Raw genomic sequence first — 14,352 nt, 5'->3', positions numbered from 1 at the left:
GTCCAGCCCGGCGGACCGCCACGCCTCGTAGGCGCGCTGCCAGGGCGACCGCGCGGCCGGCATGTCGGCGAGGTCGCCCGCGACGCCGAAGGTGAGGCGCCGGCGCACGTGGCGGGAGTCCGCCGGGCCCTCCTCGGCCGTCCGCCGGGCCTCGTGCTGCTCCGGGGTCCTCGCCGTCACACGCGCTCCTTCACGGTCCCTGTCGAGTCACCATCACATCGCGCCACGGGCGGCCTTGTACTGACATCCACGTGAACGGCGGCCGATGGGGGCCGCGGGAGCGTTCTATCACCTCACGCCCGAGATATCCGATCTTTCACGTCGATCGCTCCCTTGTAGGCGTAGCCCTTGACGCGCAGGACCGGAGCCCCGGACGGAGGGGCGCCGCGGACCTCGGCGGACACGCCCACGCCGTCCGCCTCCACGCGGACCCCAGGCGGAGCGACGATCTGCACCGTGGACTTGTAGGCGAGCACCCACAGCGTCGTGACCTCCCCGTCCAGGTCGGCCTCGCGGAGGTCGAGCAGGCCCGTCCCCTTGTAGACGACGGTCGTGAACCGTTCGGGCAGGCGCCAGCGCCCGGCCTTCGCCACCGACCCCTTGTAGGCGACCTGGAACCGTCCGGCGGGCGCCCTCCCGGTCTCCTCCCGGGCGGCCCGCCCGGACGGCAGGTCGGCGACCAGCGCGCCCAGGTCGTCGTAGGTGCGCGCGGCCAGGGCCAGGTCGATGCGCTCGTCCAGCTCGGCTTCGCTCAGCCGCCCCTCGGCGAAGGCGGTGTGGAGCCGGACGAGCATCTCGTCGCGGTCGCGGTCCGAGGCGCGCACGGCGGGCACGGCGCGGTCTTGCTCGACGCTCATCGCATCTCTCCTTCGGGCGTTTCCGCCTCGACAGCCTGGCTCCTCCAGCGACTGGAGGGTCAAGACGCGATGTATCTTAACTCGCCGTCGCTCGGCTATCGAGACATTCGTCCGCATCCCGACGCGCGATCATGGCTGCGCTCTTTCCGGACGGCCGTCCACTAGATTCGGATCAGCCCGTTCATCGAGGTCAGGGGGTCGGTCCATGGGCGGCACGGTCGGCCGTGCGCACGGTCCGTACACGCTGTACGACCTGGACGCGCTCCCCGAGGAGGGCCGCCGCTACGAGCTCGCCGACGGCTGGCTCAACGAACTGCCCGGCGACCTGTGGCACGACCACGCCGCCGAGCAGCTCAAGACCGTCCTGAAGGAGGCGGCCCGGCAGGCGGACGCCGACGTGCACGTCGCCGGAGCGCCGCAGGACGTCACCACCCCGGCGGGCGTCCGCAAGCCGGACGTCTTCGTCGTCGCCCGCGACGTGGCCCGCGCGGCGCTCGAACGCCAGACCCGCACCTACTACGGCCCCGACCTCCTCCTGGTCGCCGAGGTCGTCACGCCGCGCACGGTCAACGAGCAGATCGACCGCGTCCGCAAGGTGGACGAGTACGCCGCGACCGGCATCCCGCACTACTGGCTCGTCGACCTGGAGCCGCGTCCCGCCCTCACCCTGCTGGAACTCCGCGACGGCCGCTACGAACTGGCCGGCAAGGCACGCTCCGGCGAGACCCTCGCCCTGGACCGCCCCTACCCGATCGTCTTCGACCCGGCCCGCCTCTCAGAAATGGACTAGCGGGCGGCGCGGTTCTACGTCCCATGACTGAGAAGATGCGCGCGATCCGGCAGGACGTCCTCGGCGGGCCCGAGGTGCTCAGGGTGGTCGAGGTCGAGCGGCCGGAGCCGGGGCCCACGGAGGTGCTCGTCCGGGTGCGGGCGGCCGGAGTGAACCCGACCGACTGGAAGCACCGGGCCCACGGCGGCTTCCTCGGCAGGCCCCCGTTCACCCTCGGCTGGGACGTCTCCGGCGTGGTGGAGAAGGTCGGCGTGGGCGTGACGCTGCACAAGCCGGGCGACGAGGTCTTCGGGATGCTCCGCTACCCGTTCGGGGCCGGCTCCCACGCCGAGTACGTCGCGGCGCCGTCCCGGACGTTCGTCGCCAAGCCGTCCGCCATCGACCACGTGCAGGCCGGGGCCCTGCCGCTGGCCGCGCTGACGGCGTGGCAGGCGCTGGTCGACACCGCCGACGTGCGGGAGGACCGGCGGGTGCTGATCCATGCGGCGGCGGGCGGGGTCGGGCATCTGGCCGTGCAGATCGCCAAGGCGCGCGGCGCCCACGTGATCGGGACGGCGAGCGAGGGCAAGCACGCCTTCCTGCGCGGGATCGGCGTGGACGAGCCGATCGACTACCGCGGCGTCGACTTCGCGGACGTCGTCGAGGACGTGGACGTCGTCCTCGACACCATCGGCGGCGACTACGGGCCGCGCTCTCTGCGGGTGCTCCGGCCGGGCGGGACGCTGGTGTCGCTCGTGCTCAGCAGGCTCGACGCCATGGACGCCACCGGCGTCCGCGCGGAGAGCCTGCTCGTCGAGCCCGACCACCACGCGCTGGAGCGGATCGCCGCGCTCGCCGGGGCCGGGGAACTCCGCGCCGAGATCGACTCGGTGTTCCCGCTGGAGGAGGCGGCGAAGGCCCACGAGCGCGGCGAGACCGGCCGGGTCACCGGAAAGATCGTGCTGACGGTCTAGGCTCGGAGCGTGCTGCTGCTGACGACGCTCGACGCCTGGCGGGCCCAGCCCGGTCCCCGTTTCGTCCTCGGAGAGGCGGAGGCCGTGTGGGCGCCCGACGACGAGCCCGGCCTGCTGGCCGTCGCCGACCGGGAGTTCACCGGCGGCCCGCTCGTCGCCGTCACCCTCGACCCCGCTCCCGGCGCCGTCCCGGCGCGCGGCGTCGTCGACCGCACGACCGCGTCCCGCGTCCGCCACCTGCGGCGCGGCCCCGACGGCCGGCACGTCGCGGCCCTGGACCGTCCGGCGACCGCCGAGGCGCTGGACCTGCTGCCGCACCCCGAGGGCGGCTGGTACCGCGAGACGTGGCGGTCGGACGCGGCGTTCACCCCGGACGGCTACCCGGGCGAGCGGGCCGCCGCCACCGCCATCTACTTCCTGCTGCCGCCCGGCGAGGAGTCGATCTGGCACGCCGTCCGGTCGGCGGAGCTGTGGCTGTGGCACTCCGGCGGCCCCCTGACCCTGCTGCTCGGCGGGGACGGCGACCGTCCGTCCCCGGCGCCCGAGCAGGTCACGCTGGGCGCGGACGTCGCGGGCGGTCAGGTGCCGCAGGCCCTCGTCCCGCCCGGCGCCTGGCAGGCCGCCCGCCCGGCCGGGGGCGAGGAGGTCCTGGTCAGCTGCGTCGTCTCCCCCGGCTTCGACTTCGCCGACTTCCGCGCTCTTCCCTGACCGCCGGGCCTCTCACCGCTTGCGGCGCGGGCGCACCGCCTGTTCCGCCCAGAACGGCTCCATGACCCGGCCGATCGCCCGGACCACGGTGCTCAACTCGCCGTCCGACAGCGGCCCGAAGACGTCCTCGCCGACCGCGTCGGCCAGGGCGCGCGCCCGGCGGTGCAGAGCGCGGCCGTCCTCGGTGACGCGGACGCGGTACCGCCGCCGGTCGTGCGGGTCGCGGGCACGCTCGCAGAGGCCGCGCGCCTCCAGGTCGTCCACGAGCCCGACCATCAGCGTGGGGTCGAGCAGCAGGTAGTCGGCCATCTCCTGCTGCGACAGCGTCTCGGACGTGCTGAGCATCGCCAGCACGAGAAAGTGCCGCACACGGATGCCGAGCGGTTCCAGTTCCTCCTCCAGCCGCTGCTCCAGCCACCACCCGCACTTGGACAGCTGGAAGCCCGCCAGGGACGCGAGCCCCTCCGGCAGCCCATCGCGCATCGCACCCTCCGCCATGGCAGCAGGATATATCCGTTCGATCATCAGTTGACTCGATCATAGAAAAGCTCGATTATCTACGGATGGCACCAACTCTCGGGCTCTTCGCCGTCAACCTGCACGCCTGCGCCGACCCGCACGTCGCCGCCCGGATCGCCGCCCTGGCGGAGGACCTCAGATACGACTCCGTCTGGGCCGGCGACCACGTCGTGCTGCCGCGCCCGCGCGTCGCGCCGTCCCCCGCCGAGCCGGACGCGCCGTTCCTGGACCCGCTGGTCGCCCTCGCCCACCTCGCCGGCCGCACCGAGCGGATCGCGCTGGGCACCGGCGTGGTCGTCCTGCCGCAGCGCAACCCCCTGGTCCTGGCCAAGCAGCTCGCCAGCGTCGACGTGCTCAGCCGGGGCAGGCTCGTCTTCGGCACCGCCGCCGGATACCTGGAGCCGGAGATGCGCGCGGTCGGCGTCCCGCCCGAGGGGCGCGGGGCCCGCGCCGACGAGTACCTCGCGGCGATGCGGTCCCTCTGGTACGACGACGAACCGTCCTTCCACGGCCGCCACGTCGACTTCGCGGGCGTGGACGCCCACCCCCGGCCCGTTCAGCGGCCGATCCCCGTCGTGACGGGCGGCCACAGCCCCGCCGCGCTGCGCCGGGCCGCCCGGCACGCCGACGGCTGGTACGGGTGGATGCTCGGACGCCGCGCCGCCGCGGAGACGATCGCCCGCCTGCGAACCCTGACCGCAGAGGAGGGCCGCGATCCCCTCCACGTCTCGATCAGCCCGCCCCGCCCCCCGGACGCCGGGTACGTCCGGGACTACGGCGAGCTGGGCGTGGACCGGCTCATCGTCGTCCCGCCCATGGGCGTTTCGCCGTCCGAACTGGAACGCTTCGTGACCGACCACGCCCCCCACGCCCTGGGCGCCCGCCCCGCCCCCTGAGCCACCAGGAGGCACACCGCGGGCTCAATCGCTGGAAAACGCCGAGTCGAAAGAAGTGGTGGGGAGTTCCATGGCGTTGAGGGCGCGGACGAACTCCAGGGCCTCGGGGGCCCCTTGGAGGCGGTCCATTCCGGCATCCTCCCACTCGACGGAGATCGGGCCGGTGTAGCCGATCGCGTTGAGGGCGCGGAAGACGTCCTCCCACGGGACGTCGCCGCGGCCGGTGGAGATGAAGTCCCAGCCGCGCCGCAGGTCCGCCCACGGCAGGTGGGACGACAGGCGGCCGCGGCGGCCGTCACCCGTGCGGACCTTCGTGTCCTTGCAGTCGACGTGGTAGATCCGGTCGCGGAAGTCGAGCAGGAACCCGACCGGGTCGAGCTCCTGCCACACGAAGTGGGACGGGTCGAAGTTCAGCCCGAAGGCGGGGCGGTGCCCGATCGCCTCCAGCGTCCGGACGGTCGTCCAGTAGTCGTAGGCGATCTCGCTCGGGTGCACCTCGTGAGCGAAGCGGACGCCGACCTCGTCGAACACGTCCAGGATCGGGTTCCACCGCTCGGCGAAGTCGGCGTAACCGCGCTCCACCATCGACTCGGGGGTGGGCGGGAACATCGCGACCGTGTGCCAGATCGAGGAGCCGGTGAACCCGACCACCGTGTCCACGCCGAGCCGCGCGGCGGCCCGGGCCGTGTCCATGATCTCGGCGGCGGCGCGGCGCCGGACGCCCTCGGGCTCGCCGTCGCCCCAGATCCGTTCGGGCAGGATCGCCTGGTGCCGCTCGTCGGGGTTGTCGCAGACGGCCTGCCCGACGAGGTGGTTGGAGATCGCCCACACCCTGAGGCCGTGCTCGGCGAGCGTCTCCAGCTTGCGCGGGACGTAGCCGTCGTCGGCGAGGGCCTTGTCGACCTCGAAGTGGTCCCCCCAGCAGGCGATCTCCAGGCCCTCGTAGCCCCAGCCGGCCGCCAGCCGGCAGACCTCCTCGAACGGCAGGTCCGCCCACTGGCCGGTGAACAGCGTGACCGGTCGTGTCATCATTCGCTCCCTTCGACGTCGATCCAGCATCGGGCCTCGGCGCTGCCGGCGACCGCGGCGAGGACGCGCTGCACCTGCAGTCCGTCGGCGAACGACGGGCGCGGGTCGGTGCCGTCCGCGATCGCGGTGAGCAGGTCGGCGGCCTGGTGGGTGAACGTGTGCTCGTAGCCGAGGAGGTGGCCGGGCGGCCACCACCGGTCCGCGTACGGGTGGACGGGCTCGGTGACGACGATCCGGCGGAAGCCGGCGGTCGCGCCGTCTTCCTCGCGGTCGTGGAACCACAGCTCGTTCAGCGACTCCAGGTCGAACGCCAGGGCGCCGGAGGAGCCGCTGACCTCGATCCGCAGGGCGTTCTTGCGGCCGGTGGCGAACCGGGTGGCCTCGAACGAGGCGAGCGCACCGCCGTCGGTGCGCCCGACGAACAGGGCCGCGTCGTCCACGGTGACCCGCGCCGTCCCGCCGCCGGGGACGGGGCGTTCCGGGACGAACGTGTCCATCAGCGCCGAGACCCCGACGAGGTTGTGCCCGGTGATGAACTGCGCGGTGTCGATGATGTGCGCGCCGATGTCGCCGAGCGCGCCCGTCCCGGCCCGGTCGCGGTCCATCCGCCAGGTGAACGGCGCCTCCGGATCGGCCAGCCAGTCCTGCAGGTACTGGGCCCGGATGTGCCGGACGGCGCCGATGCGCCCCTGGTCCACCAGCCTGCGGGCCAGGGTGACGGCGGGGACGCGCCGGTAGTTGAACCCGACCATCGACCGGACGCCGCGCTCGCGCCCCCGCTCCGCGGCGGCGGCCATCGCCTCGGCCTCCGCGACGGAGTTGGCGAGCGGCTTCTCGCACAGCACGTGCTTGCCCGCGTCGAGCGCGGCGACGGCGATCTCGGCGTGGCTGTCGCCCGGCGTGCAGATGTCGACGAGCTGGACGTCGTCGCGGCGGAGCAGCTCCTTCCAGTCGGTCTCCACCGACGCCCAGCCGAGCGCGTCGGCGGCGGCGCGGGCGCGCTCGGCGGAGCGTCCCGCCAGGGCGGTCATGACGGGTCTCAGCGGCGGCTCGAAGAACGGCCCCACGCTGCGCCACGCCTGGGAGTGGGCGCGTCCCATGAACGCGTGCCCGACCATCCCGACTCCGACGGTCGTCATGTTCTGCTCACCTCTCTGTGTCGTGTTCCGGGGGCGGGCCGCGGTCCCCCGAGCCGGCGCGCCCGCCCTCCGGGGGCGGGCGCGCCGGCGCCCCCGCCGCTCAGGACTCGAAGCCGAGCGGCATGTAGGTGTCGACGTTGTCCTTGGCGACCGTCTCGGAGGCCAGGGTGATCGACTGGGGCACCTGGAGCTCGACCAGGTCGGCCATGCCCTTGCCCTGCGCGATGAGCCGGCCCAGCTTGATCGCGGACGCGGCCATGGTCGGCGGGTAGGTGACGGTGGCCTCCAGCACGCCGCCGCCGGACTTGATATCGCGCATGGCGTTGGCCGAGCCCGCGCCGCCCACCATGAAGAACTCCTTGCGGCCGGACTGCTTGATCGCGGCGAGCACGCCGACGCCCTGGTCGTCGTCGTGGTTCCACAACGCGTCGATCTTCTTGTGCGCCTGGAGCAGGTTGGAGGCGACCTGGTTGCCGGACTCCACGGTGAACTTGGCGTCCTGCTTGGCGGTGACGGTGTAGCCGTAGGACTTCAGCGCGTCCGCGAAGCCCTTGCTGCGGTCCTGCGTCAGCGGCAGCGTCGCGATCCCCTGGATCTCCAGGATCACCGGGTTCGAGGCGCCCTTGCCCTTCAGCTTGTTGCCGATGTAGTGGCCGGCGGAGACGCCCATGCCGTAGTTGTCGCCGCCGACCCACGTCCGGTATGACAGCTTGTCGGGGAAGACGCGGTCGAGGTTGACGACCGGGATGCCGGCGTCCATCGCCTTGCGGGCGACCTGGTTCAGCTGCTCCCCGTCGTTGGGCAGGATCACCAGCACGTCGACCTTCGCGCGGATCAGCGACTCGACGGCGGAGATCTGCTGGTTGATGTCGTTGGTCGGCTCGACCGGCTTGAACGTCACGTCCTTGTACTTCTTGGCCTGCGCCTCGGCGTTCTTGGCGATCGCCGCGATCCAGCCGTGGTCCGCGGCGGGCGCGGAGAACCCGATGGTGACCTGCTTGCCCGGCTTGTCGTTGTCGCCGGCGAGCGACCCGGCCTGTGCCGCCGGGCTCGGGTCGTCCTTCTCGCTGTTGCTCGTGCAGGCCGCGGCGAGGCTGCCCGCCGCGACGACGGCGCCGCCGAACAGGACGCCTCTGCGGGTGGGACGGGGGCTCTGATCACGCATGACGTGCTCCTGATCAAGGGATGGGGCGTCCCCCGCCGCGCGTTCCCCGGGACGCGCGGCGCCGGACGTGGGGTGGGTGTCGGGCGGTGTCCTCAGGTGGGCGAGCGGAGCCCGCGGCGCTGCAGCAGCACGGCGATCACGATGATCGCGCCCTTGGCGATCAGCTGGTCGCTGGTCTGCAGGCCGTTCAGGATGAACAGGTTGGTGATGAGGGTGAACACCAGCACGCCGAGGATCGACCCGGCGACGGTGCCGCGCCCGCCGGTGAGCAGCGTCCCGCCGATGATGACGGCGGCGATCGCGTCCAGCTCGTACAGGTCGCCGTGGGTGCTGGAGCCGGTGGTGGTGCGGGCCATGATGATGAGCGCGGCGACGCCGCAGCAGAACCCGGACAGCGCGTACAGCAGCAGGGTGTGCCGGCGGACGTCGATGCCGGCCAGCCGCGCCGCCTCGGGGTTGCCGCCGACCGCGAACGTCCGGCGGCCGAACGTGGTGCGGTTGAGCAGCAGCCATCCGGCGGCCGCGACCGCGGCGAAGATGTACACGACGAGCGGCAGCCCGAGCACCTTCGTGGTGGACAGCGCCTCGATCGCGTCGTTCTCCGGCCGGACGAGCTGGGTCCTGCGGTCCGACATCCGCTGCGCCAGCCCCCGCGCCGCGACGAGCATCGCGAGGGTGGCGATGAACGGGACCAGCCTCCCGTAGGAGATCAGCAGCCCGGTGACGACTCCCGCGCCGGTGCCGACGAGGACCGCGCACAGCGCCATCACCGCGGGGCCGTAGGACTGCGTCGCCACCGTCGTCGCCCACACCGACGCCAGCGCCATCACCGACCCGACGGACAGGTCGATCCCGCCGCCGATGATGACGAACGTCTGGCCGACGGTGATCACGCCGATGGTGGCGGCGAGCGCGAGGATGCCGACGACGTTGCCCGAGGTCGCGAAGTTGCCGGGCTCGGTCACCAGGCCGACGACCGACAGCAGGACCAGAGCGGCGACGAGCCCGAGGTGGTGGATCTCGCGGCTCCCGGCGCCGCCCCGCGCGAACGGCAGCCGCGGCCCCCCGCTCCCGCCGGTCGGCCGGGCGGGCGCCCCGCCGTGCTCGCCGGTGTTCTTCTCGGTCCGGGGGGCCGACCCTCCGGAGTGAAAGGTGCCGGTCACAGGGCACTCCCCTCCATGATCATGTTGAGCACGGCGCCCTCGTCGAGGTCGCGGGCGTCGCCGGTGTGCACGACGCGCCCCTCCCGGACGACGAGGACGCGGTCGGCGAGCCCGAGCACCTCGGGTACCTCGCTGGACACCAGCAGCACCCCGATCCCGCGTCCGGCCAGCTCGCGGATCACCGCGTACAGCTCGGCGCGGGCGCCGACGTCCACGCCACGGGTGGGCTCGTCGAGGATCAGCAGCCGCAGCCCGGCCGTGCCGAGCAGCCACCGGGCCAGCACGACCTTCTGCTGGTTGCCGCCCGACAGCGTCACGACCGGGCGCCGCGGGTCGGGCGGCCGGATGTCGAGCGACTCGATCTGGCGCCGCACGTCGGCGAGCTCGCGGCGGCGGCTGAGCCAGCCGAACGAGGCGTAGCGCGGCAGCGAGGCGACGCTGACGTTGGCGGCGACGGTCTCGTTCAGCAGCAGCGCCTGGCTCTTGCGCTCCTCGGGCGCCATGCCCATGCCGCGCCGCACCGCCGCGCCCGTGTCGCCGGGACGGACCGGGCGGCCGTCCACGAGCACCCGTCCCCGGGCGGGGCGCCGGGCCCCGTAGACGGTCTCCAGGATCTCCGAGCGCCCGGACCCGACCAGCCCCGCGAGCCCGACGATCTCGCCCGCGCGGACGGTGAGCGACACGTCCTCGAACGCGCCGGGCAGCGTGAGGCCCTCGACCCGCAGCACCTCGGGGCGGCCGTCCTCGGGCTCGGGCCGCGGGGGGAACACGTACTCCACGTCGCGCCCGGTCATGAGCGAGACGATCTCGTCGGTGGAGGTGCCCCGCGCGGGCAGCCCGCCCGCGACCGACCGGCCGTCCTTGAGGACGGTCACCCGGTCGCCGATCTCGCGGATCTCCTCCAGCCGGTGCGAGATGTACACCACCGCGACACCGGCCGCGGTCAGCTCCCGGATGATGCGGAAGAGGTTGGCGACCTCGTCGTGGGCGAGCGCGGCGGACGGCTCGTCCATCACGATGAGGCGGGCGTCGTGCGATAGGGCGCGGGCCATGCTGACGACCTGCTTGCCCGCCGCCGGCAGCCGCCCGACCTCGCGGCGCGGCGGGATCTCCCCGTGCCCGAGGCGCCCGAGCAGCTCCCGCGCCGCCCGCTCGGCCTCGCCGCGGCGGGTGAACCCGAAGCGGGCCCTCTCGTGCCCGAGGAAGATGTTCTCGGCGACCGACAGGCCGTCCACCAGGTCGAGTTCCTGGTAGATCGTGGCGATCCCGGCGCGCATGGCGGCGGTGGGTCCGGCGAGCCGGACCGGCGCTCCGCCGAACACGATCTCGCCTTGGTCGGGCTGGTGCGCGCCGGCGAGCACCTTGATGAGCGTGGACTTGCCGGCGCCGTTCTGGCCCAGCAGGCAGTGCACCTCGCCGGGGCGGACGTCGAGGTCGACGCCGTCCAGGGCGCGGACGCCGGGGAACTGCTTGACGATGCCGCGCATCCGCAGCAGCGGTTCGGGTTCGGGCGAGCCCATCGGGCCTCCTCGGGGGCCGGAGAGGGGGTCAGGACGCGGAGAAGACGTGGTCGCTGATGAGCCGGGCGCCGCCGACCACGCCGGCGGCGCCGGCGAGCTCGGACAGCACGATCGGAAGGTTGCCGGTCGCGAGCGGCGCGGACCGCCGGTACACGACGCTGCGGATCTCCGCGAGCAGCGCGTGGCCGAGGCCCGCGACGCCGCCCGCGATGATGACGAGGCCGGGGTTGAAGAAGCTGACGAGCCCGGCGAGGACCTGGCCGACGTGCCGGCCGCCCTCCCGGATGATCTGCACCGCGCACGGGTCGCCGGCGGCGGCCGCCTCGCCGACGTGCTCGCCCGTCAGCTGCCCGTGGGTCTCCAACAGGGCCGCGAGGGCGGGCGAGCGGCCGGACCGCGCCGCCGCCTCGGCGTCCCGCGCGAGCGCCGCGCCGCCGAAGAACGCCTCCAGGCATCCGGCGTTGCCGCAGGCGCAGGTCGGGCCGTCGTCGTCGACCCGGATGTGGCCGATGTCCCCCGCGCTGCCGGACACGCCCCGGTAGATGGCGCCGTCCACCACGATGCCGCAGCCGATCCCGGTGCCGATCTTCACGAGCAGGAAGTCGTCCACCGACCGGGCGAGCCCGGCGTGCAGCTCGCCGAGGGCCATCAGGTTCACGTCGTTGTCGACGAGGACCGGGCAGCCGAGCTCCTGGCCGATCGCGTCCCGCACCGGGAACCGGTCCCAGCCGGGCATGATCGGCGGGACGACCGGCATGCCGTCGCGGAAGCTGACCGGCCCCGGCACCCCGATGCCCGTCCCGTGCACCTGCGGGATCAGGCCCTCGTCGCGCAGCTTGCCGAGAAGGTCCAGCGCCCGCTCCAGCACCACGGTCGCGCCCTGCCGGACGTCGCACCGCTCGCTGACGTGCCCGAGGACCTCCAGCGCGCCGTCGGTCACCGCCACGTCGATCGAGGTCGCCCCGATGTCGAAGGCGACGAACCGCAGCCGCGGCGACAGCCGGACGATCCCCGACCGCCGCCCGCCCCGCGAGGCCGCCAGCCCGGCGCCCTCCACGAGACCGAGCTCGACGAGCCGGTCCAGCTCCACCGCCAGCTTGGACCGCGACAGCCGGACGACGTCGCCCAGCTCGGCGCGCGAGCGCGGCCCCTCGTCACGCAGCAGCCGCAGCAGGCGTGCCTGGTGCACGTTCTGCGGGCGAGCCGACATGCGCATCACGCCGTCCTCTCGGGATCGGGCCCGGCGCGGTGTGACGCCGGTCTCATGCCCGAGACCGTAACCCGCTTTCGCCGCCCTGAGAAGACCTTTCCCTCAGAATCTCCAAACTTTCCACACTCAGAAGACAAAGCCGCCGACACAGAACGACCCCGCCCAGCGCACAACCACGCCGAGCGGGGCCGTAACCCGCCTAACCGCCTACCTCAGCCCCGACCGCAACCACGCGACGACCTCACCGCCGCGATCGCGTCCGAAGGCAGGTTCGAGCTTGCGAGAACCTGATCGCGCAGCGAGCCGCCAGGCGAGTCGAAGCGATGCCGGCGATCGCCCGCTTTTCTCGACGATGGAGGGCCGCCAGGCCCGAAGGAGGAGAAAAAAGCAATCAATACGCCATCTGTCGTCCTGTGCTCATGGTTCGCATGATGTGTTCGACGAGGCTGATGAGGACGCGCTTGGCGTCCTCGCGGTCGCGGACGTCGCAGGAGATCACGGGGATCTCCGGGGCCAGGTCGAGGGCGTCGCGGACCTGGTCGGCCGAGTGCTGGCCGGCGCCGTCGAAGCGGTTGACGCCGATGATGAACGGGACGCCGCGGCGTTCGAAGTAGTCGACCGAGGCGAAGCAGTCGGCGAGGCGGCGGGTGTCGACGAGGACGACCGCCCCGAGCGCGCCCTTGGCCAGTTCGTCCCACATGAACCAGAACCGGTCCTGGCCGGGGGTGCCGAACACGAACAGCACCAGGCCGTTGGGCAGGGTGATGCGCCCGAAGTCCATCGCCACGGTGGTGGTGGTCTTGGACGCGACGGCCGTGGTGTCGTCGATCCCGATGCTCTTCTCGGTCAGCGCCTCCTCGGTGCGCAGCGGGCGGATCTCACTGACCGCGCTGACCAGGGTGGTCTTGCCGACGCCGAAACCGCCGGCGACGAGGATCTTTACCGTCAGCGCCGAGTCGCCCTGCTGGGCGGCCGCGTCAGAGCGCACGGATTCCATCGATCACTTCCTTGAGTACGCGCTCGCTGGGGAACTGCGCCACCGGCGCGGGGCGCCGGACCTGTATCAGCGAGTGGTCGAGCAGATCGCCGAGCAGGACACGGACGACCCCGAGGGGAAGTTCCAGATCCGACGCTATCTCGGCGACCGACAACGGGGTGCGGCAAAGCTCCAGGATCATGTCATGTTCGGGCTCCGGCGCCCATGGGGTCGCCGGAAGTGCGTGGGCGTCCTCCGCGGGTTCGGGCGGGTCGGCCGCGACGATCAGCGCGACCAGGTCGAACTCGACGCCGTCGTAGTGCGTCCGGCCTCGGGTGAGCGCGTACGGGCGCACGACGGGGCCCGCCGCGTCGTCGTACCACGCCGTGCCGCCCACCTCACGCTCCGCCGGACTCGGCCGCGACGACGCGCGGGTTGGCCGACAGGTGCTGGCCGACCCGGGTGACGAGCATCGCCATCTCGTAGGCGATGATCCCGAGGTCGGCCTCGGCGTCGGCGAGGACGGCCAGGCAGGCGCCCCGACCGGCGGCGGTGACGAAGAGGAACGACGACTCCATCTCCACGATCGTCTGCCGGACGGGCCCGCCGCCGAAGGACTCCCCGGCCCCGCGGGCGAGGCTCTGGAAGCTGGCGGCCACGGCCGACAGGTGGTCGGACTCCTCAGGCGCCAGCCCGCTGGACGCGGCGATCCGCAGCCCGTCGCTGGACAGCACGACGGCGTTCTGCACCGGGGCGACCCGCTGGACGAGGCTGTCCAGGAGCCAGTTGAGCTCGCCTCCGGCTCCGCCCGGGACCTCCGCGCCGGAGTGCTGGGGCTGTGTCATGGGGCGTCGTCCTCCTGGTCGCCTACGTGTCCCGCGGCCTCCGCGTCGGCCGCGTCCTGCCTGCCGCGCTGCCAGCCGCGCTGCATGCTGGACAGCATCGTTCGCATCGACTCGGGCGAGCGGCCGGCGCCGTCGTCCGGGTCCTCGCCCGCGGGAACGGTCCCGGCCGGGTCGCGGCCGGCCCCGTCCGCGGGAGCGTCCATGGGGACGGGCGCCGCGAGCGGCGTCCCGGCCGGCTCCGGGGCGGGCGGCGCCGGGGGCGCGGCCGGTTCCGGAGCGGTCGGCGGGGCCTGCCCCTGCGCGGCCAGGTGCGCGTCCACCCGTTCCTTGAGCTGGGGCGCCAGGTGCTGCTGCCGCCTGCGCCTGGGCAGCTCTCCCTCCCGCGGGGGCGGGACGGGCTCCGGCCGCTCTTCGGGCCGGGCGGGCGCGGGCGGCGCCTCCGCCTCGGCGGGAGGCGTCGCGGCCGGCACGGGCGCCACGGGCGCCGCGTACCCCGAACCCGCGGATTAAGAGTCCGCTGCTCTGCCAATTGAGCTAACGGCGCCTGTCGTACGGGCCTCGGCGGTGGGCCGGGGTCCCTCG

Annotated in this window: 17 protein-coding genes and 1 tRNA gene; 4 read left to right on the top strand and 14 right to left on the bottom strand. The window is 73.3% G+C overall.

The window, feature by feature from the left end; genetic code table 11:
* Both ABWI04_RS37810 and ABWI04_RS37805 read right to left on the bottom strand, forming a co-directional pair.
* On the bottom strand, positions 1-180 hold a 180-nt coding region (locus tag ABWI04_RS37810; RefSeq protein ID WP_353835375.1), incomplete at its 3' end, for a hypothetical protein.
* Between the two features lie 113 nt (positions 181-293).
* The gene (locus tag ABWI04_RS37805; RefSeq protein ID WP_345186338.1) at positions 294-857 is read right to left on the bottom strand and encodes a DUF1707 SHOCT-like domain-containing protein; all 564 of its coding nucleotides are present in this window, start codon (positions 855-857) and stop codon (positions 294-296) included.
* Between the two features lie 205 nt (positions 858-1,062).
* On the opposite strand from ABWI04_RS37805, the gene ABWI04_RS37800 reads away from it, so the two are divergent.
* From ABWI04_RS37800 to ABWI04_RS37790, 3 genes are read left to right on the top strand one after another with little or no spacing between them, the layout of a single operon-like run.
* On the top strand, positions 1,063-1,647 hold the full coding sequence (locus ABWI04_RS37800; RefSeq protein ID WP_353835374.1) for a Uma2 family endonuclease: 585 nt from the start codon (positions 1,063-1,065) through the stop codon (positions 1,645-1,647).
* A gap of 35 nt (positions 1,648-1,682) precedes the next feature.
* Positions 1,683-2,600: an NADP-dependent oxidoreductase gene (locus tag ABWI04_RS37795; RefSeq protein ID WP_502913214.1), complete on the top strand. Its 918-nt coding sequence runs from the start codon at positions 1,683-1,685 to the stop codon at positions 2,598-2,600.
* A 9-nt stretch (positions 2,601-2,609) separates the two neighbouring features.
* Entirely contained in the window at positions 2,610-3,308 is a 699-nt protein-coding gene (locus tag ABWI04_RS37790) for a cupin domain-containing protein (RefSeq protein ID WP_353835372.1), read from the top strand.
* 12 nt (positions 3,309-3,320) lie between these two features.
* On the opposite strand, the gene ABWI04_RS37785 is transcribed toward ABWI04_RS37790, so the two are convergent.
* Positions 3,321-3,806, bottom strand: a complete 486-nt coding sequence (locus tag ABWI04_RS37785; RefSeq protein WP_345186329.1) for a MarR family winged helix-turn-helix transcriptional regulator — start codon at positions 3,804-3,806, stop codon at positions 3,321-3,323.
* A gap of 65 nt (positions 3,807-3,871) precedes the next feature.
* Here ABWI04_RS37785 and ABWI04_RS37780 point away from each other — a divergent pair, with 65 nt between their 5' ends.
* Positions 3,872-4,723, top strand: coding sequence for an LLM class F420-dependent oxidoreductase (locus ABWI04_RS37780; protein ID WP_345186327.1), 852 nt, complete (start codon positions 3,872-3,874; stop codon positions 4,721-4,723).
* A 24-nt stretch (positions 4,724-4,747) separates the two neighbouring features.
* Here the strand turns inward: ABWI04_RS37780 and ABWI04_RS37775 are convergent, their stop codons facing one another.
* The 11 genes from ABWI04_RS37775 to ABWI04_RS37725 form a co-directional block, all read right to left on the bottom strand.
* Complete coding sequence (locus ABWI04_RS37775; RefSeq protein ID WP_353835376.1) at positions 4,748-5,752, bottom strand: sugar phosphate isomerase/epimerase family protein; 1,005 nt, start codon at positions 5,750-5,752, stop codon at positions 4,748-4,750.
* A complete protein-coding gene (locus ABWI04_RS37770) occupies positions 5,752-6,891 on the bottom strand; it encodes a Gfo/Idh/MocA family protein (RefSeq protein WP_353835371.1) in 1,140 nt (379 codons plus the stop codon). The genes ABWI04_RS37775 and ABWI04_RS37770 overlap by 1 nt, the downstream gene beginning before the upstream one ends.
* Positions 6,892-6,991: 100 nt before the next feature.
* On the bottom strand, positions 6,992-8,056 hold the full coding sequence (locus ABWI04_RS37765; protein ID WP_353835370.1) for an ABC transporter substrate-binding protein: 1,065 nt from the start codon (positions 8,054-8,056) through the stop codon (positions 6,992-6,994).
* 92 nt (positions 8,057-8,148) lie between these two features.
* On the bottom strand, positions 8,149-9,219 hold the full coding sequence (locus ABWI04_RS37760; protein WP_353835369.1) for an ABC transporter permease: 1,071 nt from the start codon (positions 9,217-9,219) through the stop codon (positions 8,149-8,151).
* Positions 9,216-10,739 carry a sugar ABC transporter ATP-binding protein gene (locus ABWI04_RS37755; RefSeq protein WP_345186315.1) on the bottom strand — a complete coding sequence of 508 codons (1,524 nt, stop codon included), beginning with the start codon at positions 10,737-10,739 and terminating at the stop codon, positions 9,216-9,218. The genes ABWI04_RS37760 and ABWI04_RS37755 overlap by 4 nt, the downstream gene beginning before the upstream one ends.
* Positions 10,740-10,767: 28 nt before the next feature.
* Positions 10,768-11,955 carry an ROK family transcriptional regulator gene (locus tag ABWI04_RS37750; RefSeq protein ID WP_345186312.1) on the bottom strand — a complete coding sequence of 396 codons (1,188 nt, stop codon included), beginning with the start codon at positions 11,953-11,955 and terminating at the stop codon, positions 10,768-10,770.
* 385 nt (positions 11,956-12,340) lie between these two features.
* Entirely contained in the window at positions 12,341-12,946 is a 606-nt protein-coding gene (locus tag ABWI04_RS37745) for a GTP-binding protein (RefSeq protein WP_345186309.1), read from the bottom strand.
* Entirely contained in the window at positions 12,927-13,322 is a 396-nt protein-coding gene (locus ABWI04_RS37740; RefSeq protein ID WP_179833175.1) for a DUF742 domain-containing protein, read from the bottom strand. The genes ABWI04_RS37745 and ABWI04_RS37740 overlap by 20 nt, the downstream gene beginning before the upstream one ends.
* A 1-nt stretch (position 13,323) precedes the next feature.
* Entirely contained in the window at positions 13,324-13,770 is a 447-nt protein-coding gene (locus ABWI04_RS37735) for a roadblock/LC7 domain-containing protein (protein ID WP_345186305.1), read from the bottom strand.
* The gene (locus ABWI04_RS37730) at positions 13,767-14,249 is read right to left on the bottom strand and encodes a hypothetical protein (RefSeq protein WP_353835368.1); all 483 of its coding nucleotides are present in this window, start codon (positions 14,247-14,249) and stop codon (positions 13,767-13,769) included. Before ABWI04_RS37730 ends, ABWI04_RS37735 begins: the two co-directional genes overlap by 4 nt.
* Positions 14,241-14,315 (bottom strand) — tRNA-Lys (locus ABWI04_RS37725). The genes ABWI04_RS37730 and ABWI04_RS37725 overlap by 9 nt, the downstream gene beginning before the upstream one ends.
* Positions 14,316-14,352: the final 37 nt, after the last annotated feature.

The sequence above is a fragment of the Actinomadura sp. NPDC000929 genome (genome assembly GCF_040492065.1).
Classification (GTDB): Bacteria; Actinomycetota; Actinomycetes; order Streptosporangiales; family Streptosporangiaceae; genus Spirillospora; species Spirillospora verrucosospora.
Note: the sequence above shows the minus strand (reverse complement) of the source record. Positions and strands in the feature narration are given on the sequence as shown.